This window comes from Rhodoferax sp. BAB1 (genome assembly GCF_013334205.1).
Lineage (GTDB): Bacteria > Pseudomonadota > Gammaproteobacteria > Burkholderiales > Burkholderiaceae_C > Hylemonella.
Genome location: NZ_CP054424.1, coordinates 621601 through 643258, shown reverse-complemented (window position 1 = coordinate 643258; position 21658 = coordinate 621601). Strand labels below are relative to the sequence as shown.

Below are 21658 nucleotides of genomic sequence, written 5' to 3'. Positions count from 1 at the left end.
GATGCCGGGCCTGGGCTGCCTGCACGCCGACGACGCGCTGCTGGTGCTGGACAAACCCGCCGGCCTGCTCTCGGTCCCCGGGCGCGGCGCCGACAAGCAGGACTGCGCCAGCACCCGCGCGCAGGCCTTGTGGCCCGACGCGCTGATCGTGCACCGCCTGGACATGGCCACCTCGGGCCTGCTGCTGATGGCGCGCGGCGCGGCCATGCAGCGCACGCTGAGCATGGCCTTCGAATCGCGCGAGGTGCACAAGCGCTACGTGGCGCTGGTCGCCGGCCACCTGCCGCCACCGGCCGCCGACTGGGGCAAGATCGACCTGCCCCTGAACAGCGACTGGCCGAACCGGCCGCGGCAAAAGGTGGATGCGCACGGCAAAGCCTGCCTCACGCGCTGGCGCGTGCTGGCGCACGAGGCCGATGCCCAGGGCCGGCCCTTGACCCGGCTGGAACTGGAGCCGGTCACCGGCCGCACCCACCAGCTGCGTGTGCACCTGCAGGCCATCGGCCACCCCATCCTGGGCGACGCACTGTATGCCGATGCCGACACCCAGGCGCCTTGCCCGCGCCTGCAGCTGCACGCCTGCGAGCTGGCACTCACCCACCCCCTCACGGGCGCGCCCATGTTGTGGCACAGCCCGCCCCCCTTCTGATTTCCCTGGAGCACGTCCATGGCCGACACCCATCTCTACATCCTCACCGGCGCCTCGCGCGGCATGGGGCTGGCCATGGCGCAGCAGCTGCTGGCGCCTGGTCATTCCCTGCTGTGCATCTCGCGCCAGGAAAACGCTGCGCTGGCCGCACAGGCGGCACAGGCCGGCTGCCAGCTGGAACAGTGGCCGCTGGACCTCTCGCACAGCCGCGAAGCGGCAGCGATGTTGCGCCAGTGGCTGAACAAACAGGGGCCACGCCCTGCCAGCGCCACGCTGATCAACAACGCCGGCATGATCCCCCACATTGCGCCGCTGTCGGACATCGAACCCGACGACCTGGCCCAGGCCCTGCGCGTGGACCTGGAAGCACCCATGGCGCTGAGCGCCGCTTTCCTCGCCGCCACCGAAGGCTGGGGCATGCCGCGCCGCATCCTCAACATCTCCTCCGGCCTGGGCCGCCGGCCCATGGCCTCGCAGGCCGTCTACTGCGCCGCCAAGGCGGGGATGGACCACTACACCCGCTGCCTGGCCCTCGAAGAGGCCCTCAAGCCGAATGGCGCGAAAGTCTGCGCCCTGGCCCCCGGCGTGATCGACACCGACATGCAGGTACAGCTGCGCGGCGCCGATGCCGCGGCCTTCCCAGACCGCGCGCGCTTCGAGCAGCTCAAGAGCGGCGGCCAGCTCGACAGCCCCGAGGCGGCCGCGCGCAAGGTGCTGGCCTATCTGGCCCGTCCCGATTTCGGCAGCGAGCCGGTGGCGGATATCCGCGGCTAGCCTGCGCCCTCAGTGCAAGGTCAGCACCGGAATGTTCGTGTGTGCGAGCACACGCTGCGTCTGGCTGCCGACGAACAGGCGCTCGATCAGGCCCATGCCGTGCGTGCCCATGACGATCAGGTCGGCCCCGCAGCTTTGCGCCGCATCCAGGATGGCGCGGTACACCACCGCCTGGTCACGCAGCAGCAGGCGCTCGCAAGGCACGCCAGCGGCCCGCGCCACCGCCTCGGCCTGCGCCAGCCAGTCCTCGGCGGCCTGCAGGCCGGGCACCGTCTGCAGATCGTCATGGGGCCGGTAGCCGCTGGCCATGATGCCGGCCGGGAAGTGTTCGAGCGCGGTCATCACCGTGACCCGGGAGCCCAGGCGCCGGGCCAGTTCAACGCCGCGCTGCACCGCGCGTTGGGCCGGCTCGGAACCATCGGTGGGAAGCAGGATGTGCTGGAACATGGAAACCTCCTGGACGTGAGCGTGACAGCCTCACTTTAGGCCGCCTATTGCGCGGCGACTTGATCCGTATCAAGATTCGGAGCCCCCGGGCCGGCCGCGATGGCGGCACACTGGGCACCTTGAAAACGACGACCATGACACCCCGCCAACAACGCAGCCTGGCGACCAAGCTGACCCTGGCTGCCACCCCCTTCCTGCTGCTGGCCCTGCTGGCCACGGCGGCCACGCTGTGGGTGTCCTGGCAGCTCGACGGCGGCGCCGCCGCGGTCAACGAGGCCGGGCGCATGCGCATGCAGGCCTACCGCATGGCGCTGAGCCTGGGCACCGGCCAGACCGGCGAACTGCCCCAGCTGGTGCAGGAATTCGAAGGCAGCCTCGCCGTGCTGCGCCATGGCGACCCCGAGCGCCCGCTTTTCGTGCCCTGGGACGAGACCGTGCAGGCGCGTTTTGCCGTGCTCGAAGACGACTGGGCCGGTTTCCGCCAGCTGCTGGCCGGCCCGGCCATCCCCGCGCTGCCGCAGCAGCTGCGCGAACTGACCATCGCCTTCGTCGGCCATATCGATGCCTTCGTGCACGGCATCGAAACCCATATCTCGCGCTGGACCGCCATCCTGCACCTGCTGCAGACCACGCTGATGGCCCTGGTCATCCTGGGTGCCGTGGTGATGCTTTACGTGGGCCAATTGCTGGTGCTGGAGCCCGTGGGCCAGCTCAAGCGCGCCATCGAGAAGATCCAGGGCGGCGACTTCGACGCGCGGGTGGACCACGTCAGCAGCGACGAATTCGGCACCCTGGCCACGGGCTTCAACGACATGGCCGCGCACCTGCAGTCCATGTACCGCCACCTGGAAGCCAAGGTCGCCGAGAAAACCGCCGAACTGGAAGAAAAGCGCGAACGCCTGGCCAGCCTCTACGAAGTCACCGCCCTGGTGGCGCGTGCCACCACGCTGGACGAACTGGCCCAGGGTTTCGTGCGCGCCATCCAGCGCATCGCGCACGCCGACGGCGTGGCCCTGCGCTGGTCCGACCAGAGCAACCAGCGTTACCTCATGCTGGCCGCCCAGGGCCTGCCCGCCGAGATGGTGGAAGCCGAACACTGCATCCACAAGGGTGACTGCGACTGCGGCGCCGGCATGGCGGCCGATGCCAGCCTGCGTGTCATCCCCATCCACGCCCTGGGCGACACCCGCGAGCGCCTGTGCGGGCAGGCCGGCTTCGAGTCGCTGGTCAACATCCCGGTGCGCCTGCACGAGCGCCTGATGGGCGAGGTGGATCTGTTTTTCCACGCCCGCACCGAACCTTCGGAGGCCGAGCGCTCCCTGCTCGAAGCCCTGGCCAGCCATCTGGCCGGCGCCATGGAGAACCTGCGCCTGAACGCGCTGGACATGGAAGCCGCGGTGGCACAAGAGCGCCACCTGCTGGCGCGCGAGCTGCACGACTCCATCGCGCAGTCGCTCGCCTTCCTCAAGATCCAGGTGCAACTCATGCGCGACGCCCTGGCCGCGGGCGACCGCCAGCACATGGCCACGGTGCTGGAAGAGATCGACGCCGGCGTGCGCGAAAGTTATGGCGACGTGCGCGAACTGCTCATGCACTTCCGCACCCGCACCAACACCGAAGACATCGAGACGGCGCTCACCACCACCCTGCACAAGTTCGAGCTGCAAAGCGGCCTGAAGGCCCACCTGCAGATGCAGGGCCAGGGCCTGCCGCTGGCGCCCGACCTGCAGATCCAGGTGCTGCACATCGTGCAGGAGGCGCTCTCCAACGTGCGCAAGCACGCCCGCGCCTCGCAGGTCTGGCTGGACGTTCAGCAGCAGCCCGAATGGCGCTTCGAGGTGCGCGACGACGGCAGCGGCTTCGACACCCGCGACGGCAGCATCGACGACAGCCACGTGGGCCTGCGCATCATGCGTGAACGCGCCGAACGCATCGGCGCGCGCGTCGAGCTCATCTCCACCCCGGGCGCCGGCACCTCCATGGTGCTGACCCTGCCGGCCCAGCTGGTGGCCGCCCGCGCACCGGCCCCCACCCTCCCGCTACCCGGTCCCCTTGAACATGTTGCCTGAGCGCACCCGCATCCTGGTGGTCGACGACCACACCCTGTTCCGCCGCGGCCTGATCGCCCTGCTCTCGCGCGAGCCCCACTTCGAGGTGGTGGGCGACGCCGCCGATGCCGGTGAAGCCCAGCGCCGCGCCCAGGACCTGCAGCCCGACCTGATCCTGCTGGACAACCACCTGCCCGGTGTGCGCGGCGTGGACGCCCTGCCCGCCCTGCGCGAAGCCGCGCCCAAGGCCCGCGTGCTCATGCTCACCGTCAGCGAAGACGAGCAGGACCTGGGCACCGCGCTCAAGGCCGGCGCCGCCGGCTACCTGCTCAAGACCATCGAGGGCGACGCCCTGGCCACGGCCATCGGCCGTGTCATGCGCGGTGAAAGCGTGGTGGCGCCCGAGATGACCAGCAAGCTGGTCTCGGCCTTCCAGAATGGCGGGGCTGCACCGCCAGCGGCCCCACCCGCCCCCAGCCCGGCCCAGGCCCTGCTGGGGCAGCTCTCGCCACGTGAGCGCGACATCCTGCGCGGCATCGCGCGCGGCGCCAGCAACAAGGAGATCGGCACCGAGCTCGGCATCGCAGAGACCACGGTCAAGATCCACGTGCAGCACGTGCTGCGCAAGCTCGACGTGAGCACGCGCGTGCAGGCGGCCGTGCTGGCGACGAGTGCGGGGGTGAGCTGAACGGGTCAACCCGTCATCGACCTGGCGGCTTGTGCGTTGGCCTGAATGACACCATCCATGCGCTGGATCAACTGCTGCTCCTCTGGCGTCGTCTTCTCGTCGGAGCGCATGCCATCGCGGATCTTGGCCCACGCTTTGACGACCGCTGTGGCCATCTTGCGAAACTCGGTCATGGTCTGTTCATACCGGAAACCGCAGTCCTTGCAGAACGCTTCCCAGGAGTGCGCACCCACCGCACCGAATTCCTCTTCGTCCCCGATGAAAAGCGCCAGACGGTTGTCGCCGTAGGCCTGCACGCACAACAGATCGTAGAAAGGCGCGAGCCTGTAACCCGTGTCATCAATCAGCACCGACATGTTCTTAGCGTGCGCGTCCGAGTTACCGATCAGGTAGTTGAACATGACCCAGCGCTGCAACTCCAGCAGATCGCGCCCGGTGACCTGCAGGCCCCGCAGCGCCGTCACCAGCCTGGACAGGCTCACCAGCCCGGCGTTGCGCTGGTACTTCCAGTCCGAGCCCACCTGCAGCAACTGGCAGCCGTCGATCTGGTGCAGCCCCAGGATGTTGCCGGCCACCATCACGCGGTCATAACGCTCCACCACGTAGACCGCCTCGGGCACACGCAGCAGCCAGACCTTGGGCACCGGCAGCTTGACGGCACGTGCCAGCGTCATGCAGGCGTATTCGTTGATCGCGCTAGGCTGGAAGGCCTTGAGCCGCGTGTCGGGCTTGAAGATATGGGTGGTGGGCGAAGCCCCCACGCTGTCGCTGATGCGCCCCGTCCTGGCATCGAAGCGCAGACCGATCTTGTCCTGCGCCCCCGCCAGCGACATCGTCGCCTGGGGGTTGGACAGCAGCAGCGGCTTTTCACCTCGCTCGGCCAATCGCTTGCTCAGTTGCTCATGGCTCAGAGGCTCGTACTGCTGCTCGATCCGCGGCGCCTGCCCCTCGGGCAGCACGGACAGCACACCCGGCAGCTCGGCCCCCAGCCTGCCGACCATCTCGAAGGGAGAAGCATCGCGTGACTGGATGGCGTTGAGAATGTCTTCGAGCGCCGCGCCCTCGGGCAAGAGGTTGGCGAAGAAGGTCCGCACACCTTCTCCGGTGTACCGTTCCTTGCGCAGGGGGAAACCGGGCGCCAGCACAAAGCCGCCGTGCTGCTCAAGCCACTGTTCGTCGTACTCGAAGAAGTAGACGCCGTCCTCATGGCCCAGCCAGCCCATGGGGCGGGCATTGGCCCAGACGCGCAGGCGGATCATTTCTCTTTCCCGCTGCGTTGCCGCGCGCTGTTGATGATCCCGCCGCCTGGAGACTGTCTTAGCTCATCTGTTGCACGAGCTTCCGCAAAGCCCGGCCTCAACACATCAGTGCCACGTTCGCTCTCATGACGGCTCGTGATGCTCATCAACAACCCCAGCCCGTTGACCAGTTGCGCCAGCTTGCCTAGGGTACAACGCTCCGGTTGCGTCTCCGCATCCCGGATGAAGGAGGGGCTCACATTGCATACAGCCGCAGCCTGCGCCCGCGTCAGCTTCTGGCGCTTGCGCTCGCTTTCCAGCAGGCTCGCCAGCTCTGGGAGGTTGTTCAGTGCTATCTTCATTTTTGACCCTTTGGGGTCACTTTATCTCCAAATCTTCATCTTGGCAATCAATATTGACCTTGTAAGATCAAAAATTGTCCATATCAAGAAATCAGTGCTTGATCACATATTTTGATCCCATGGGGTCAAAATACCAACCTCATAAACCATCTGACTAGAATTTGATCTCATGAGGTCAATCCATGCGGGTGGATCGGTGGGTCATGCACACAGATTGCTGAGACATCCGAGGTGTTTCCTATGTCCCCGCACACCCGTTACCCATGTCTCCGGTCCATACACAGTGACAAAGAAAAAGCCACCGCTCGCGGTGGCTTTTTTGGTCTCATGCCGATTACTTGATGAAACGGATCTGGGCGTTGATGCGCTCCAGGATGGGCTTCTTCTTCTGATTGAAGATCGCTTTGTTCTCCTCGATCAGGTTCTTGCCTTTGGTGTCGATCGAGATGATCAGCGGGCCGAACTCCCGGACGCGGTTGACCCACAGGGTCTCGGGCATGCCCAGGTCTTTCCACTCGGCCGCTTCGATCTTCTCCACCTTGGTAGCTGCCAGCACAGCGCAACCGCCCGGGAAGATGGCATGTACCGCCTTGTTCTCGACGCAGCCTTCCTGGGTCTCCGGTCCCATGCCGCCCTTGCCCACGATCAGCTTCACGCCGGTCTGCTTGATGAATTCCTTCTCGAACTTCTCCATGCGCATGCTGGTGGTCGGTCCGATGGAGACCATCTCGTACTCGCCGTCTTCCTTCTGGCGAACAATCGGCCCGGCATGAAAGATGGCACCGCCCTTGAGGTCCACCGGCAGCTCGCGGCCGAGTTCGATCAGGCGGCGGTGCGCCACGTCACGGCAGGTGACCAAGGTCCCGGTCAGGTAGACCACGTCGCCGATGTTCAGCGACTCCAGGTCTTCGTCCCTGATGGGGGTGGTGAGTATCTTTTTCACAGCTTGAATCCTTCGTGCGAGATGACTTCGTAAGACATGTCGGCCTTGATCCTGATCTTGCCGCGGCGGTGTGCCCAGCAGCCGGTGGAGACCGCCACGCCGATGGTGGAAGGGTGACGGGCTGACGATTCGATGTTCACCCCCATCACGCTGGCGTTGCCGGTCAGGCCCTGCGGGCCCAGGCCCAGCTCGTTCAGGCCCTCGGTCATCAGCTCTTCCATCAGGGCGGCGTTGTCGTTGCTGTGGTGCGAAGTCACCGGCCGCAGGATGGCCTTTTTCGACAGGCGCGCCGCGGTCTCGGCCGAGGTCGACACCCCCACGCCCACCAGCAGCGGCGGGCAGGCATTGACGCCGCGCGAGGTGATGACGTCGAACACGAACTCGGCCACGCCCTCGTAACCCTGGCCCGGCATCAGCACCTTGGCGGCGCCCGGCAGCGTGCAGCCGCCGCCGGCCATGTAGACGTCGATGGTGACGCTGTCGTCGTTGGGGACGATTTCCCAGTCCAGCCACGGGATCTTGGTGCCGGTGTTGGTGCCGGTGTTCTTCTCGACGAAGGTCTCCACCGCGTTGTGGCGCAGCGGGCCGTCCCTGGTGGCGCCTTCGGTGGCGCCCAGCAGGATGCCCTCCAGCTCACCCAGCAGGGGGAAGTTCGCGCCGGCCGTCAGGAAATACTGGATCACACCGGTGTCCTGGCAGCTGGGACGGTCCAGTTTGTCGGCGGCCTCCTGGTTCAGGCGCATCGATTCGTAGACTTCCTTGGCCAGGAAGTTCACCTCCTTCGCGCGCAGTTCCCCCAGCTTCTGGGTCACATCGGTGGGGAGCCGCTTGCCGATGTACGAAGTGAACTTCGACATCAGGTGGGTCAGGTCGGCGGCGGCTGCTTGTTTGTCCATGGGGCTCTACTCCGGGTATGTGATGCGTGGACTCAGTCCAGGGTGACCTTGCCGGCCTTGACCAGCTGGGCAAACTTCTCGGTCTCTTCCTTGATCTGCCGCGCCATCTCTTCGGGCTTGTTGCCGACGGGCTCGGCGCCGATGTCCTGCATCTGCTTCCTGAACTCGGGCGAGTTGATGATCTTCACCACCTCGGTGTTCAGCCGTGCCACCACGTTCCTGGGTGTTGCGGCCGGCGCCAGCAGGCCAAACCAGGTGCCGATCGCGATGTTGGGAATGCCGGCCTCCTGCAAGGTGGGCACATCGGGCAGGGTGGATGAACGCTTGGCGGTGGTCACCGCCAGGGCCTTGAGCTTGCCGTCCTTGATGAAGGGGAGGACCGGCGTGATGGTGTCGAAGGACATGTCCACCTGGCCGCCCAGCAGGTCGGTGGTCAGCGGAGCACTGCCCTTGTAGGGCACGTGCAGAACCTTGGCACCGGTCTCGATCTGGAACTGGGTGCCGATCATGTGCTGCGCCGTGCCGTTGCCGTTGGAGCCATAGGACAGCTTCTCCGGCGATGCCTTGCCGGCGGCTACCAGATCATTCACGCTGCTGTAAGGCGCCTTGGCACTCACCACCAGCACGTTGGGCACCAGCGCCACAGTCGTGATGGGGGCAAAGTCTTTTTCAAAGCTGTACGACAGGTTCTTGTAGAAGCTGGTGGCCACGGTGTGATGGACGGCGCCCATCAGCAAGGTGTGCCCGTCAGCGGAGGCCTTGGCCACAGCGGCCGCGCCCAGGGTGGCGCCGGCACCGGGCTTGTTCTCGACGATCACAGGCTGGCCGATGGCGGCCGACAGCTTGGTCGACACGGCGCGCGCCAGCACATCCGTCGTTCCGCCTGCAGGGAAGGGAACCACGATCGTGACGTTCTTGCTGGGCCAGGCTTGTGCCGAGGCGAATCCGGTGGCGCCGCACAGGACGGCTGCCAGAACGTGGTGGGTGAACTTGTGCGCCATGTTTGTCTCCTTGGGTCTTGAGGATTTCGTTTACCGGCTGGTATCGGATGGCTTGAACTTTAGTGGCATCTGAATTTAAAATTCGGCCGAATATTCAAAGCATTATTAACATTAGATTAAAAATAATGAGCAAGCTGATCAACCCGGCCGACATCGAGTTCTTCCTCGCCCTGGCCACCGCCTGCTCCATCAGCAAGACGGCGCGCGAGCAGGGCATCACCCCGGCGGCCGTCAGCCGGCACCTGTCGCTCATGGAGTCGCGTCTGGGTGTGCCGCTGTTCAACCGGACCACCCGCAGCATGAGCCTCACCCCGGAAGGCGAGGTCTACCTGGATCACGCGCGCAAGATCGTGGGCAACATCAGCGAGATGGAGGACCAGCTGCTGGGCTCCACCGTCGCACCCCAGGGCCTGCTGCGGGTGAACGCAACACTGGGCTTCGGGCGCAGCCACATTGCCCCCCTGATTTCCGACTTCGTCCGGAAATACCCCAAGGTGGACATCCAGCTGCAGCTGTCGGTCAACCCGCCACCCAGCGGCGACGACGCCTACGACATCTGCTTCCGGTTCGGTAACCCGCCGGACTCCCGCTCCGTCGCCAGGTTCATTGCCGCCAATCGCAGGGTCGTCGTCGCGTCCCCCATGTACCTGAAGAAACACGGGGAACCCAAGACACCCGGCGATCTCACCCAGCACAACTGCATCGGCATACGCCAGGGTGATGAAGCGTATGGCGTGTGGCGTTTCTCGACGACCAAAGGCAAGGGCAAGACCGAGGCCACGCAGAACGTCAGGATACGGGGCAACCTGACCACCAATGACGGTGGCATTGCCGTCAACTGGGCGCTGGACGGCCACGGCATCCTGCTGCGGGCCGAGTGGGACGTCAAGAAATACCTGGCTTCGGGTCGTCTGGTTCAGCTCTTCCCCCGCTACAACAGCCCGGATGCCGACATCTATGCCGTCTACGCCCAGCAGCATCGAACGTCCTTGCGGGTCAAGACCTTTCTGGACTTTGTGGTTGCGGCGTCCCGGGCTTCGTAGTCGCGTCGGCTTACGGCCAAGAGCGGCCTGTCGTGTTGAAGTCCGGATAGCGGACGTTGATCCCCCATTCTGGGGATAGGCGAGCTAAGCTGGGCTGGCTAGACTTCCAATCACTGGTACATCATTCATTAGGTGGTATCAAATGAGCACTGAGGAGAGCAAGTCCATCGTCGAGCTGGAGATGTTCCGCAGGTTCGTGCTCTCGTCCGGATTGCCTGTGACAACGGGGTCCGAGCGCAAGGGTTTGGCTGCTCTTGGTGAACCCGACATCCTCTGCGAGTTCTCCGGGCAACCCGCTGGTTTCGAACTGGCAGAGACATGCGCGCCAGAGTTCGCTGCTGCAGCTTCGGCCGCGCTCAAGTCCCCCGACGGTGTCGCCGTTGCTTCAGGGGATGACGTCTCTCGTACAACGTTGCGCAAGAAGCTGGCGAAGCGCTATTCAGTCGCATGCCCTGTTCACCTGCTGTTCTACCGCAACGGGCTTACTGTACTCACCGACGAGATGATCATTGCCAGGCTGCAACCGGAACTTGCGGACGGCTTAGGTCAGTTTCAAACCATTTGGTTTCACGGAGACGCAACGCACCTTGTCGCGGCAGTATGACTGCGAAATATGTGTCGAAGCAGACTGCGCGGCTGCCGAATACAGCCTTGAGCGTCTGCTTTCGTGGGTAGCGACTGTCCGGATCGGGTCGAATCCAGCCCTTCCCAACATTTGATCCACCTCAAGCCCCGGCCAATTAAACCGTCCGACTAGTTCTTTCGGAGGATGCCCATCCCCCCTCCCGCTACCTATGAAGGATGGCGGGGCCAGCTGCTGATTTCTACAGTCCACACATCCCCAAAGGAGATGTACATGGACAGAAACAGACAAGCGCTCTCGGTGCTGATCGTCAGCACGCTGGCCTTCACCGTGTGTTTCATGGTGTGGATGATGTTCGGCGTGATCGGCATCCCGATCAAGAAGGCGCTCAACCTCAACGCCACCGAATTCGGTCTGCTCACGGCCACCCCGGTGCTCACCGGCTCGCTGATCCGCGTGCCGCTGGGCATCTGGACCGACAAGTACGGCGGGCGCATCGTCATGGCCATCCTGATGGCCGCCACCGTGCCGGCCATCTGGCTCATGGCCTACGCCACCGCCTACTGGCACTTCCTGGTGATCGGCCTCTTCGTGGGCCTGGCCGGCGGCTCCTTCTCGGTGGGCACGCCCTACGTGGCGCGCTGGTACCCCAAGAACCGCCAGGGTTTTGCCATGGGCGTGTACGGCGCCGGCAACTCGGGCGCGGCGGTCAACAAGTTCATCGCGCCCGCGCTGGTAGTGGCCTTCGGCTGGACCATGGTGCCGCAGGTCTACGCGGCCATCATGCTGGGTACGGTCGTCGTGTTCTGGCTGTTCAGCCACAGCGACCCGGCCCACCTGGTGCCGAGCAACGTGAAGTTCAGCGACCAGCTCAAGGCCCTGAAGGACCCCAAGGTCATCAAGTACTGCCAGTACTACAGCATCGTCTTCGGCGGCTACGTCGCGCTCTCGCTGTGGATGGTGCAGTACTACGTGGGTGAATACGGCCTGGACATCCGCGCCGCGGCCCTGCTGGCGGCCTGCTTCTCGCTGCCCGGCGGCGTGCTGCGTGCGGTGGGCGGCTGGCTCAGCGACAAGTACGGCGCGCACAGCGTGACCTGGTGGGTCATGTGGGTGAGCTGGATCTGCCTGTTCCTGCTGAGCTACCCGCAGTTCGACTTCACCGTCACCACCATCGAAGGCCCCAAGACCTTCCATTTCGGCCTCAACGTCTACGCCTTCACCGGCCTGATGTTCATCCTGGGCATCGCTTGGGCCTTCGGCAAGGCCAGCGTGTTCAAGTACATCAGCGACGACTACCCGACCAATATCGGCACCATCAGCGGCATCGTCGGCCTGGCCGGCGGCCTGGGCGGTTTCGTGCTGCCCATCCTGTTCGGCGTGCTGCTCGACCTGACCGGCATCCGCTCCAGCGCCTTCATGCTGATGTACGGCGTGGTCTGGGTCTCGCTGATCTGGATGTACTGGACCGAAGTGCGCCGCACCCAGGTCATGGGCTCGCAGGCCACCGCTTTCAGCCTCAAGGGCTGACCCTTATTCATCCCAAGGAACCATCATGAACACCAACACCAGGGAATCGGGTGCCACCATCACCGACTGGCGCCCCGAGGACGAAAAGTTCTGGGAAAGCACGGGCAAGAAGATCGCCTACCGCAACCTCTGGATCTCGGTGCCGGCCCTGCTCTGCGGCTTCGCCATCTGGGGCATGTGGGGCATCATCACCGTGCAGATGCTCAACCTGGGCTTCCCCTTCACCCAGGCCGAACTCTTCACGCTGACCGCCATCGCGGGCCTGGCCGGCGCCACCATGCGCATCCCCGCCAGTTTCCTGATCCGCCTGGCCGGCGGTCGCAACACCATCTTCCTGACCACCGCCATGCTGCTGGCCCCGGCCATCGGCACCGGCATCGCCCTGCAACATAAAGACTGGCCGCTGTGGGCCTTCCAGCTCATGGCCCTGTGGTCGGGTGTGGGCGGCGGCAATTTCGCCAGCTCCATGTCCAACATCGGCACCTTCTTCCCCAAGCGCCTGCAGGGCACGGCGCTGGGTCTGAACGCCGGCCTGGGCAACTTCGGCGTGACCACCATGCAGATCGTGATCCCGCTGGTGATGACGGTGAGCATCTTCGGCACCATCGGCGGCGAATCGATGACGCTGGTGAAGGACAGCGGCTGGATCTTCGGCAAGATCGCCGCGGGCACGCCCACCTTCATCCAGAACGCAGGTTTCGCCTGGCTGCTCTCGCTGGTGCCGCTGTCCATCCTGTGCTGGTTCGGCATGAACAACCTGAAGACGGTCACGCCGGGCGTGGACAACAGCGTCGGCAGCACGATCAGCGCCTTCATCAAGATCGTCTGGCTCTACACCCTGTCCTTCCTGCCGGCCGGTGTGGGCCTCTACCTCTACCTGCCCGCGCCCACCGGCCTGGGCCTGCTGAACATGTGGCTGGCCATGCCGCTGATCATCATCAGCACCCTGCTGGTCATGAAGCTCACGGCCTTCGGCACCATGAAGGAGAACATCGACAAGCAGTTCGCCATCTTCAAGGACAAGCACACCTGGTCCATGACGGCGCTGTACATCGTGACCTTCGGCAGCTTCATCGGCTTCTCCATGGCGCTGCCCCTGTCTATCACCGTGATCTTCGGCAGCACGCACATGTTCGACGTGGCCACCAACGCCTGGGTCCATGCCAAGAACCCCAACGCCCCCAGCGCCCTGACCTACGCCTGGATCGGCCCCTTCGTCGGCGCCGCGGTGCGCCCCATCGGCGGCTGGATCTCGGACAAGGTGGGCGGCTCCATCGTCACGCAGATCATCTCGGCCGTGATGGTGGTGGCCTCGGGCGCCGTGGGTTACGTGATGCTGCAGGCCTACCAGTCGGCCACGCCCGAGCAGTATTTCCCGGCCTTCATCGGCCTGTTCATCGTGCTGTTCTTTGCCACCGGCATCGGCAACGGCTCGACCTTCCGCACCATCGCCGTCATCTTCGACCGCAGCCAGGCCGGCCCGGTGCTGGGCTGGACCTCGGCCATCGCCGCCTACGGCGCCTTCGTGGCCCCGGTGGTGATCGGCGCCCAGATCAAGGCCGGCACGCCGCAGTACGCCATGTACGGCTTCGCCGTCTTCTACGCCCTGTGCCTGGTGCTGAACTGGTGGTTCTACCTGCGCGCGAATGCCTACGTGAAGAACCCCTGATTTACCCGTATCGCGCGTCACAACGAATTTAGGAGGCCGACATGAGCCATTTTCTCGACAAACTGAGCTACTTCTCCCAACCCCGCGAGTCCTTCTCCAAGGACCACGGCGTCACCACCGGTGAAGACCGCACCTGGGAAGACGCCTACCGCGACCGCTGGGCCCACGACAAGATCGTGCGTTCCACCCACGGCGTGAACTGCACGGGCTCCTGCTCGTGGAAGATCTACGTCAAGGGCGGCATCGTCACCTGGGAAACCCAGCAGACCGACTACCCGCGCACCCGCTGGGACATGCCCAACCACGAGCCGCGCGGCTGCGCCCGCGGCGCCAGCTACAGCTGGTACCTGTATTCCGCCAACCGCGTGAAGTACCCCATGGTGCGCGGCCGCCTGCTCAAGCTCTGGCGCGAGGCCCGCCTGAAGTACGGCCCGGTGGAAGCCTGGTCTTCGATCGCCCAGGACAACGCCAAACGCAAGGAATACCAGAGCGTGCGCGGCCTGGGTGGATTCGTGCGCTCGAGCTGGGACGAAGTCAACGAGATGATCGCCGCGGCGAACATCTACACCGTCAAGAAACACGGCCCGGACCGCGTGATCGGCTTCTCGCCGATTCCCGCCATGTCCATGGTCAGCTACGCCGCCGGCAGCCGCTACCTGAGCCTGCTGGGTGGCGTGTGCATGAGCTTCTACGACTGGTACTGCGACCTGCCACCGGCTTCTCCCCAGATCTGGGGCGAGCAGACCGACGTGCCCGAGTCGGCCGACTGGTACAACTCCACCTACATCATCGCCTGGGGCAGCAACGTGCCGCAGACGCGCACCCCCGACGCCCACTTCTTCACCGAGGTGCGCTACAAGGGCGCCAAGACCGTGGCGGTGACGCCGGACTACGCCGAGATCTCCAAGCTGGCCGACATCTGGATGCACCCCAAGCAGGGAACGGATGCGGCCATGGCCATGGCCATGGGCCACGTCATCATGAAGGAGTTCTACTTCGACAAGCCCAGCGCCTACTTCGACGACTACGCCCGCCGTTACACCGACCTGCCCATGCTGGTCATGCTCAAGGAGCAGAAGACCCCGAACGGCGAGACCGTGCTGGTACCCGACCGCTACGTGCGCGCCAGCGACTTCAACGGCAAGCTGGGCCAGGCCAACAACCCCGAGTGGAAGACCGTGGCCATCAACGAAGACGGCAAGGTGGTCTGCCCCAAGGGCGCCATCGGCTTCCGCTGGGGCCCGGACGGCCGTGCCGATGCCGGCCAGTGGAACCTGGAGGCCAAGGAAGCGCGCCACGGCAACGACGTGAAGCTCAAGCTCTCCGCCCTGGAAGGCGGCCAGAAGACAGAGACCGCGAAGATCGGCTTCCCCTACTTCGGCGGCATCGAGCACGAGCACTTCCCCAACAACACCACGGGCGCCGCGGCCAGCAACGTGCTGCTGCGCACCGTGCCGGTGACCCGCATCTCCCTGGGCAAGGAAGGCGAGAAGCGCGAAGCCCTGGTGGCCACCGTGTTCGACCTGCAGGCGGCCAACTACGGCATCGCCCGCGGCCTGCCCGGCGAGCTGGCGGCGAAGAGCTTTGACGACGACACCCCCTACACCCCGGCCTGGCAGGAAAAGATCACCGGTGTGCCGCGCCAGCAGCTCATCACCGTGGCGCGCCAGTTCGCCGACAACGCCGACAAGACCAAGGGCAAGTCCATGGTCATCATCGGCGCGGCCATGAACCACTGGTACCACAGCGACATGAACTACCGCGGCATCATCAACATGCTGATGATGTGCGGCTGCATCGGCCAATCGGGCGGCGGCTGGGCGCACTACGTGGGCCAGGAAAAACTGCGCCCGCAGACCGGCTGGACCGCGCTGGCCTTCGCGCTGGACTGGATCCGCCCGCCGCGCCAGATGAACAGCACCAGCTTCTTCTACGCCCACACCGACCAGTGGCGCTACGAGAAGCTGACCATGGGCGAGGTGATCTCGCCGCTGGCCGACAAGAAGCAGTTTGGCGGCAGCATGATCGACTACAACGTGCGCGCCGAGCGCATGGGCTGGCTGCCCAGCGCCCCGCAGCTGCAGACCAACCCCATGCAGGTGGTCAGGGACGCGGCCGCCGCCGGCATGGACCCCAAGGACTACACGGTCAAGGGCCTGAAGGACGGCACGCTCAAGATGAGCTGCGAGGACCCGGACCACCCGGCCAACTGGCCGCGCAACATGTTCGTCTGGCGTTCCAACCTGCTGGGCTCCAGCGGCAAGGGCCATGAGTACTTCCTCAAGCACCTGCTGGGCACCAGCCACGGCGTGCAGGGCAAGGACCTCGGCAAGGACGAGGCCAAGCCCGAGGAAGTGGTGTGGCACGAGCAGGCCCCGGAGGGCAAGCTGGACCTGCTGGTCACGCTGGACTTCCGCATGAGCACGACCTGCCTGTATTCGGACATCGTGCTGCCCACCGCCACCTGGTACGAGAAGAACGACCTCAACACCAGCGACATGCACCCCTTCATCCACCCGCTGTCCACCGCCGTGGACCCGGCCTGGCAGAGCAGGAGCGACTGGGACATCTACAAGGGTTTCGCGAAGAAGTTCAGCGAGCTCTGCGTGGGCCACCTGGGCGTGGAGCGCGAGATGGTTCTCAGCCCGCTGATGCACGACAGCCCGGCCGAACTGGCCCAGCCTTTCGGCGTGCAGGACTGGAAAAAGGGTGAGATCGACCTGATCCCCGGCAAGACCGCGCCCAACATGGCCGTGGTGGAGAGGGACTACCCCAACCTCTACAAGCGCTTCACGGCCCTGGGGCCGCTGATGAACAAGGTGGGCAACGGCGGCAAGGGCATCGCCTGGAACACGCAGGACGAGGTGAAGCAGCTGGGCGAACTCAACGGCGTGGTCACGGCCGAGGGCGCCACCTGCGGCATGCCGAAGATCGAGACCGACATCGACGCCTGCGAGGTGGTGCTGCAGCTGGCCCCCGAGACCAACGGCCACGTGGCCGTCAAGGCCTGGGGCGCCCTGAGCAAGCAGACCGGACGCGATCACACCCACCTGGCCCTGCACCGCGAAGACGAGAAGATCCGTTTCCGCGACATCCAGGCCCAGCCGCGCAAGATCATCTCCAGCCCGACCTGGAGCGGCATCGAGAGCGAGACCGTGTCCTACAACGCCGGCTACACCAACGTGCACGAACTCATACCGTGGCGCACCCTGACCGGCCGCCAGCAGTTCTACCTGGACCACCCCTGGATGACGGCCTTCGGGGAAAACCTGTCCAGCTACAAGCCGCCCGTGGACCTGAAGACCACGGCCGGCATCCACGGCATCAAGCCCAACGGGAACACCGAGATCCTGCTGAACTTCATCACGCCGCACCAGAAGTGGGGGATCCACTCCACCTACAGCGACAACCTGATGATGCTCACGCTGAATCGCGGCGGCCCGGTGATCTGGCTCAGCGAGGACGACGCCAAGAGCGCCGGCATCGTGGACAACGACTGGGTCGAGCTGTTCAACATCAACGGCGCCATCGCGGCACGCGCGGTGGTGAGCCAGCGGGTGAACAACGGCATGGTCATGATGTACCACGCGCAGGAGAAGATCATCAACACCCCGGGTTCGGAGATCACGGGCGCACGCGGCGGCATCCACAACTCGGTGACGCGCATCGTGCTGAAACCCACGCACATGATCGGCGGTTACGCCCAGTTCAGCTACGGCTTCAACTACTACGGGACCATCGGCACCAACCGCGACGAGTTCGTCGTGGTGCGCAAGATGAACAAGGTGGACTGGCTGGACACCCCGGCTGCCGCCTCCGCCCCTGCCGGCGCACACGCTTAAGGAGACGACCATGAAAATCCGCGCTCAAATCGGCATGGTGCTCAACCTGGACAAGTGCATCGGCTGCCACACCTGTTCGGTCACCTGCAAGAACGTCTGGACCAGCCGCAAAGGCATGGAGTACGCCTGGTTCAACAACGTCGAGACCAAACCCGGCATCGGTTACCCCAAGGAGTGGGAGAACCAGGACAAGTGGAACGGCGGCTGGGTCCGCAAATCGAACGGCAGCATCGAACCACGCCAGGGGGCGAAGTGGAAGCTGCTGATGAAGATCTTCGCCAACCCGAACCTGCCGCAGATCGACGACTACTACGAGCCCTTCACCTTCGACTACGACCACCTGCAGTCGGCGCCCGAGATGAAGGCCGCGCCCACGGCACGTCCGCGCAGCCTGATCACGGGCCAGCGCATGGAGAAGATCGAATGGGGCCCGAACTGGGAAGAAATTCTCGGCGGTGAATTCAGCAAGCGTTCGAAGGACAAGAACTTCGACGACGTGCAGAAGGACATCTACGGCCAGTTCGAGAACACCTTCATGATGTACCTGCCGCGCCTGTGCGAGCACTGCCTGAACCCGGCCTGCGTGGCGAGCTGCCCCTCGGGCTCGATCTACAAGCGCGAGGAAGACGGCATCGTGCTGATCGACCAGGACAAGTGCCGTGGCTGGCGCATGTGCGTCAGCGGCTGCCCCTACAAGAAGATCTACTACAACTGGGAATCGGGCAAGGCCGAGAAGTGCATCTTCTGCTACCCGCGCATCGAGGCCGGCCAACCCACGGTCTGCTCCGAGACCTGCGTGGGCCGCATCCGCTACCTGGGTGTGCTGCTGTATGACGCCGACCGCATCCAGGAAGCGGCCAGCGTGGAGCACGACCGCGACCTCTACGAAGCCCAGCTCGACATCTTCCTGAACCCGAACGATCCCAAGGTGATCGAGCAGGCGCGCGCCGACGGCATCCCCGATGCCTGGATGGAGGCCGCGCGCAAGAGCCCGGTTTACAAGATGGCGGTGGAGTGGAAGGTGGCCCTGCCCCTGCACCCCGAGTACCGTACCCTGCCCATGGTCTGGTACGTGCCGCCGCTCTCGCCCATCACGGCGGCCGCGAACGCCGGCGACATCGGCATCAACGGCGAGATCCCGGACGTCAAGCAGCTGCGCATCCCGGTCAAGTACCTGGCCAACCTGCTGACCGCCGGCGACACCATGCCAGTGGAACGCGCCCTGGAACGCATGCTCGCCATGCGCGCCTACCAGCGCGAGAAGCACGTCGAAGGCCGCATCAACACCACAGCCTTGCAGCAGGTGCAGATGACGCAGGCCGAGGTGGAAGACATGTACCACGTGATGGCGATTGCCAACTACGAGGACCGCTTCGTCATCCCGAGTTCGCACCGCGAGTACGCAGAAAACACCTTCGACATGCGCGGCGGCTGCGGCTTCTCGTTTGGCAACGGCTGTTCTGACGGCGCCAGCGAGACCAGCCTGTTCGGCAGCGGCAAACGTAGAACGATCCCCATCAAGGCAGGAGTCTGATCATGAGCAACAACGCTACCTTGACCCTGCGCGTGCTGGCCCGCCTGCTGGGCTACCCCGACGCCGAACTGCGCGGCCACCTGGGCGACCTGAGCGCCGCGCTGCACAGCGAACAGGCCCTGGGCGCGACCCGCCTGGGTGAGCTGGACGCGCTGCTCAAGTCCCTGCGCACGCGCGACCCCATCGACATGGAAGCCGACTACGTTCAGCTCTTCGACCGCGGCCGCGCCACCTCGCTGCACCTGTTCGAGCACGTGCACGGCGACAGCCGCGACCGCGGCCCGGCCATGATCGACCTGGCCCAGACCTACGAGAAGGCCGGGCTGTATCTCGCCGAAGGTGAGTTGCCCGACTACCTGCCCGTGGTGCTGGAGTTCGTCTCCACCCAGCCGGCCAAGGAGGCACGCGCCTTCCTGGGCGAGATTGCCCACATCCTCAACGCCATCTTCAGCGCGCTGGTGAAACGCGAAAGCCCCTATGCCAGCGTGCTGGGCGCCCTGCTGGAAGTCGCCGGCGAGCGGGCCCAGGCCGTGAAGGTGGTGGAAGACGAGCCGCTGGACCAGGCCTGGGAAGAACCCATGGCCTTTGACGGCTGCTCCACCCAGGGCCAGGCCAAACCGGGCCAGCCCCAGCCCATCCGCATCGTCAGGAATGTTGCGCAGAACGCTGCGCCAGGAGTATGAGCATGAGCTACCTCAACCAGTTCGTCTTCGGGATCTATCCCTACATCTGCCTCACGGTCTTCCTGCTAGGCAGTCTGGTGCGCTTCGACCGCGACCAGTACACATGGAAAAGTGATTCCTCGCAGCTGCTGAAAGCCGGCCAGCTGCGCTGGGGCAGCAACCTGTTCCACGTCGGCATCCTCTTCCTGTTCTTCGGCCACACGGTGGGCATGCTCACGCCGCACTTCCTCTACGAGCCCTTCATGACGGCGGGTGCCAAGCAGCTGATGGCCATGGTCTCCGGCGGCGCGTTCGGGGTGCTGGGTTTCATCGGCGTCACGCTGCTGCTGCACCGCCGCCTCTTCGAGCCGCGCATCCGCGCCACCAGCAAGACCAGCGACATCGTGCTGCTGCTCCTGCTCTGGCTGCAGTTCGCCCTGGGCCTGGCCACCATCCCGCTGTCGGCCCAGCACCTGGACGGCGGCATGATGATGAAGCTGGCCGAGTGGGCGCAGCGCATCGTCACCTTCCGCGGTGGCGCCGTGGAACTGCTGGCCGAGGCCAGCTGGGTCTTCAAGGCCCACATGTTCCTGGGCATGAGCATCTTCCTCATCTTCCCCTTCACGCGCCTGGTGCACGTCTGGAGCGGTTTTGCCTCGGTGACCTACCTGATGCGGCCCTACCAGGTGGTGCGCAGCCGCCGGCTCAATGTGCCGGCCGGCCACAACCTGCCGCGCCAGCCCGGCGCCCGCGTCTGAGGAGCACACCATGAAAGAACCCTGCTCCCCCAGCTGCGGCTGCGCCAGTGCCGCAGCCGACACGGCCGTGGCCACCCCGGTCGCCGTGGCACGCGTCAACGGCCAGCCCTTGCAGCGCGCGGATGAAACACTCAGTGAAGACGAACTGCGCCAGCGCGCCTGCACCGAACTGCTGCGCCAGGCCGCGCAGCGCGCCGGCCTGCTGGCCGCGGACGACAGCGCGGCCGACGGTGTGCCCGGCGAGGCGGCGGTCGACGCCATCGAGCAGCTGCTCGAACAAAGCCTGCAGATCCCCGAGCCGTCTGAAGAAGCCTGCCGCCGCCACCACGCTGCCCACGCCGCGCGTTACCGCATCGGCGAGCGCGTGCACGTGCGTCACATCCTGTTCGCGGTGACGCCGGGCGTCGACGTGGTCGCTTTACGCAAGCGCGCCGAAGGCGCCCTGCTCGATGTGCGCAGCCACGACGGCACGGGCGACCCCTTCGTCGAAGCGGCGCGCAAGCTCTCCAACTGCCCCAGCGGCGCCGAGGGCGGCGAGCTGGGCTGGCTGACGGCACAGGACTGCGCGCCCGAGTTCGCGCGCGAGATCTTCGGCCAGAGCGAGGTGGGTGTGCTGCCGCGCCTGGTGCACAGCCGTTTCGGCCTGCACGTGGTGGACGTGCAGCAACGCGAAGCCGGGGCCGACCAGCCCTTCGAGTCCGTGCACGGTGCCGTGGCCATGACCCTGCGCCAGCAGACCTACGTGACCGCGCTGCGCCAGTACCTGGCCCTGCTGGCCGGTCAGGCCGAGCTGGAGGGCGTGGAGCTGGACGCGGCCGACACGCCCTTGGTCCAATGAAGCACCCCCAGGCTCCGCTCCCTACGTTCGCTACGCCACCCCCCTCAAGGGGGCAACGCCAGTGGCCCGGCAAAGCCGGTTCCACGGCGTTCCGCGGTTGGGCTTCTTTATGCGACACGTAGTTGTAGAAGCCAGCGAACCTCTCTCGGATCC

At 65.3% G+C, this 21658-nt stretch carries 19 protein-coding genes; 13 read left to right on the top strand and 6 right to left on the bottom strand.

Annotated elements, in window-relative coordinates:
* Position 1 precedes the first annotated feature (1 nt).
* Positions 2 to 649, top strand: coding sequence for an RluA family pseudouridine synthase (locus HTY51_RS03150; protein WP_174254145.1), 648 nt, complete (start codon positions 2 to 4; stop codon positions 647 to 649).
* Positions 650 to 667: 18 nt separating this feature from the next.
* Complete coding sequence (locus HTY51_RS03145) at positions 668 to 1423, top strand: SDR family NAD(P)-dependent oxidoreductase (protein WP_174251366.1); 756 nt, start codon at positions 668 to 670, stop codon at positions 1421 to 1423.
* Between the two features lie 9 nt (positions 1424 to 1432).
* On the opposite strand, the gene HTY51_RS03140 is transcribed toward HTY51_RS03145, so the two are convergent.
* Entirely contained in the window at positions 1433 to 1870 is a 438-nt protein-coding gene (locus HTY51_RS03140; RefSeq protein WP_174251365.1) for a universal stress protein, read from the bottom strand.
* A 134-nt stretch (positions 1871 to 2004) separates the two neighbouring features.
* Here HTY51_RS03140 and HTY51_RS03135 point away from each other — a divergent pair, with 134 nt between their 5' ends.
* Both HTY51_RS03135 and HTY51_RS03130 read left to right on the top strand, forming a co-directional pair.
* Complete coding sequence (locus tag HTY51_RS03135) at positions 2005 to 3939, top strand: type IV pili methyl-accepting chemotaxis transducer N-terminal domain-containing protein (protein ID WP_174251364.1); 1935 nt, start codon at positions 2005 to 2007, stop codon at positions 3937 to 3939.
* Complete coding sequence (locus tag HTY51_RS03130; RefSeq protein WP_174254144.1) at positions 3929 to 4606, top strand: response regulator transcription factor; 678 nt, start codon at positions 3929 to 3931, stop codon at positions 4604 to 4606. Before HTY51_RS03135 ends, HTY51_RS03130 begins: the two co-directional genes overlap by 11 nt.
* A 5-nt stretch (positions 4607 to 4611) precedes the next feature.
* Here the strand turns inward: HTY51_RS03130 and HTY51_RS03125 are convergent, their stop codons facing one another.
* From HTY51_RS03125 to HTY51_RS03105, 5 genes are all read right to left on the bottom strand, one after another.
* Positions 4612 to 5865 (bottom strand): type II toxin-antitoxin system HipA family toxin, encoded by a 1254-nt coding sequence (locus HTY51_RS03125; RefSeq protein WP_174251363.1) that lies wholly within the window; start codon positions 5863 to 5865, stop codon positions 4612 to 4614.
* Positions 5862 to 6206 carry a helix-turn-helix domain-containing protein gene (locus HTY51_RS03120; RefSeq protein WP_174251362.1) on the bottom strand — a complete coding sequence of 115 codons (345 nt, stop codon included), beginning with the start codon at positions 6204 to 6206 and terminating at the stop codon, positions 5862 to 5864. Before HTY51_RS03120 ends, HTY51_RS03125 begins: the two co-directional genes overlap by 4 nt.
* A 334-nt stretch (positions 6207 to 6540) precedes the next feature.
* The gene (ttdB, locus tag HTY51_RS03115; protein WP_174251361.1) at positions 6541 to 7149 is read right to left on the bottom strand and encodes a L(+)-tartrate dehydratase subunit beta; all 609 of its coding nucleotides are present in this window, start codon (positions 7147 to 7149) and stop codon (positions 6541 to 6543) included.
* Positions 7146 to 8045: a L(+)-tartrate dehydratase subunit alpha gene (ttdA, locus tag HTY51_RS03110; protein ID WP_174251360.1), complete on the bottom strand. Its 900-nt coding sequence runs from the start codon at positions 8043 to 8045 to the stop codon at positions 7146 to 7148. Before ttdA ends, ttdB begins: the two co-directional genes overlap by 4 nt.
* A 32-nt stretch (positions 8046 to 8077) precedes the next feature.
* Positions 8078 to 9046, bottom strand: a complete 969-nt coding sequence (locus tag HTY51_RS03105; protein WP_174251359.1) for a tripartite tricarboxylate transporter substrate binding protein — start codon at positions 9044 to 9046, stop codon at positions 8078 to 8080.
* 125 nt (positions 9047 to 9171) lie between these two features.
* Here HTY51_RS03105 and HTY51_RS03100 point away from each other — a divergent pair, with 125 nt between their 5' ends.
* The 9 genes from HTY51_RS03100 (at position 9172) to HTY51_RS03060 (ending at position 21505) form a co-directional block, all read left to right on the top strand.
* Entirely contained in the window at positions 9172 to 10089 is a 918-nt protein-coding gene (locus HTY51_RS03100) for a LysR family transcriptional regulator (protein WP_174251358.1), read from the top strand.
* A gap of 142 nt (positions 10090 to 10231) precedes the next feature.
* Entirely contained in the window at positions 10232 to 10693 is a 462-nt protein-coding gene (locus HTY51_RS03095; RefSeq protein ID WP_174251357.1) for a hypothetical protein, read from the top strand.
* 252 nt (positions 10694 to 10945) lie between these two features.
* Positions 10946 to 12202, top strand: coding sequence for a nitrate/nitrite transporter (locus HTY51_RS03090; RefSeq protein WP_174251356.1), 1257 nt, complete (start codon positions 10946 to 10948; stop codon positions 12200 to 12202).
* A gap of 25 nt (positions 12203 to 12227) precedes the next feature.
* Positions 12228 to 13871: an MFS transporter gene (locus tag HTY51_RS03085; RefSeq protein WP_174251355.1), complete on the top strand. Its 1644-nt coding sequence runs from the start codon at positions 12228 to 12230 to the stop codon at positions 13869 to 13871.
* A 41-nt stretch (positions 13872 to 13912) separates the two neighbouring features.
* Positions 13913 to 17713, top strand: a complete 3801-nt coding sequence (locus HTY51_RS03080; protein ID WP_174251354.1) for a nitrate reductase subunit alpha — start codon at positions 13913 to 13915, stop codon at positions 17711 to 17713.
* Between the two features lie 10 nt (positions 17714 to 17723).
* Positions 17724 to 19247 (top strand): nitrate reductase subunit beta, encoded by a 1524-nt coding sequence (gene narH / locus HTY51_RS03075; protein WP_174251353.1) that lies wholly within the window; start codon positions 17724 to 17726, stop codon positions 19245 to 19247.
* Positions 19248 to 19249: 2 nt separating this feature from the next.
* Positions 19250 to 19930, top strand: coding sequence for a nitrate reductase molybdenum cofactor assembly chaperone (gene narJ, locus HTY51_RS03070; protein WP_174251352.1), 681 nt, complete (start codon positions 19250 to 19252; stop codon positions 19928 to 19930).
* Positions 19931 to 19932: 2 nt separating this feature from the next.
* Positions 19933 to 20667: a respiratory nitrate reductase subunit gamma gene (narI, locus tag HTY51_RS03065; RefSeq protein WP_174251351.1), complete on the top strand. Its 735-nt coding sequence runs from the start codon at positions 19933 to 19935 to the stop codon at positions 20665 to 20667.
* 10 nt (positions 20668 to 20677) lie between these two features.
* Positions 20678 to 21505: a peptidylprolyl isomerase gene (locus HTY51_RS03060; RefSeq protein ID WP_174251350.1), complete on the top strand. Its 828-nt coding sequence runs from the start codon at positions 20678 to 20680 to the stop codon at positions 21503 to 21505.
* The last annotated feature ends 153 nt before the right edge of the window (positions 21506 to 21658 follow it).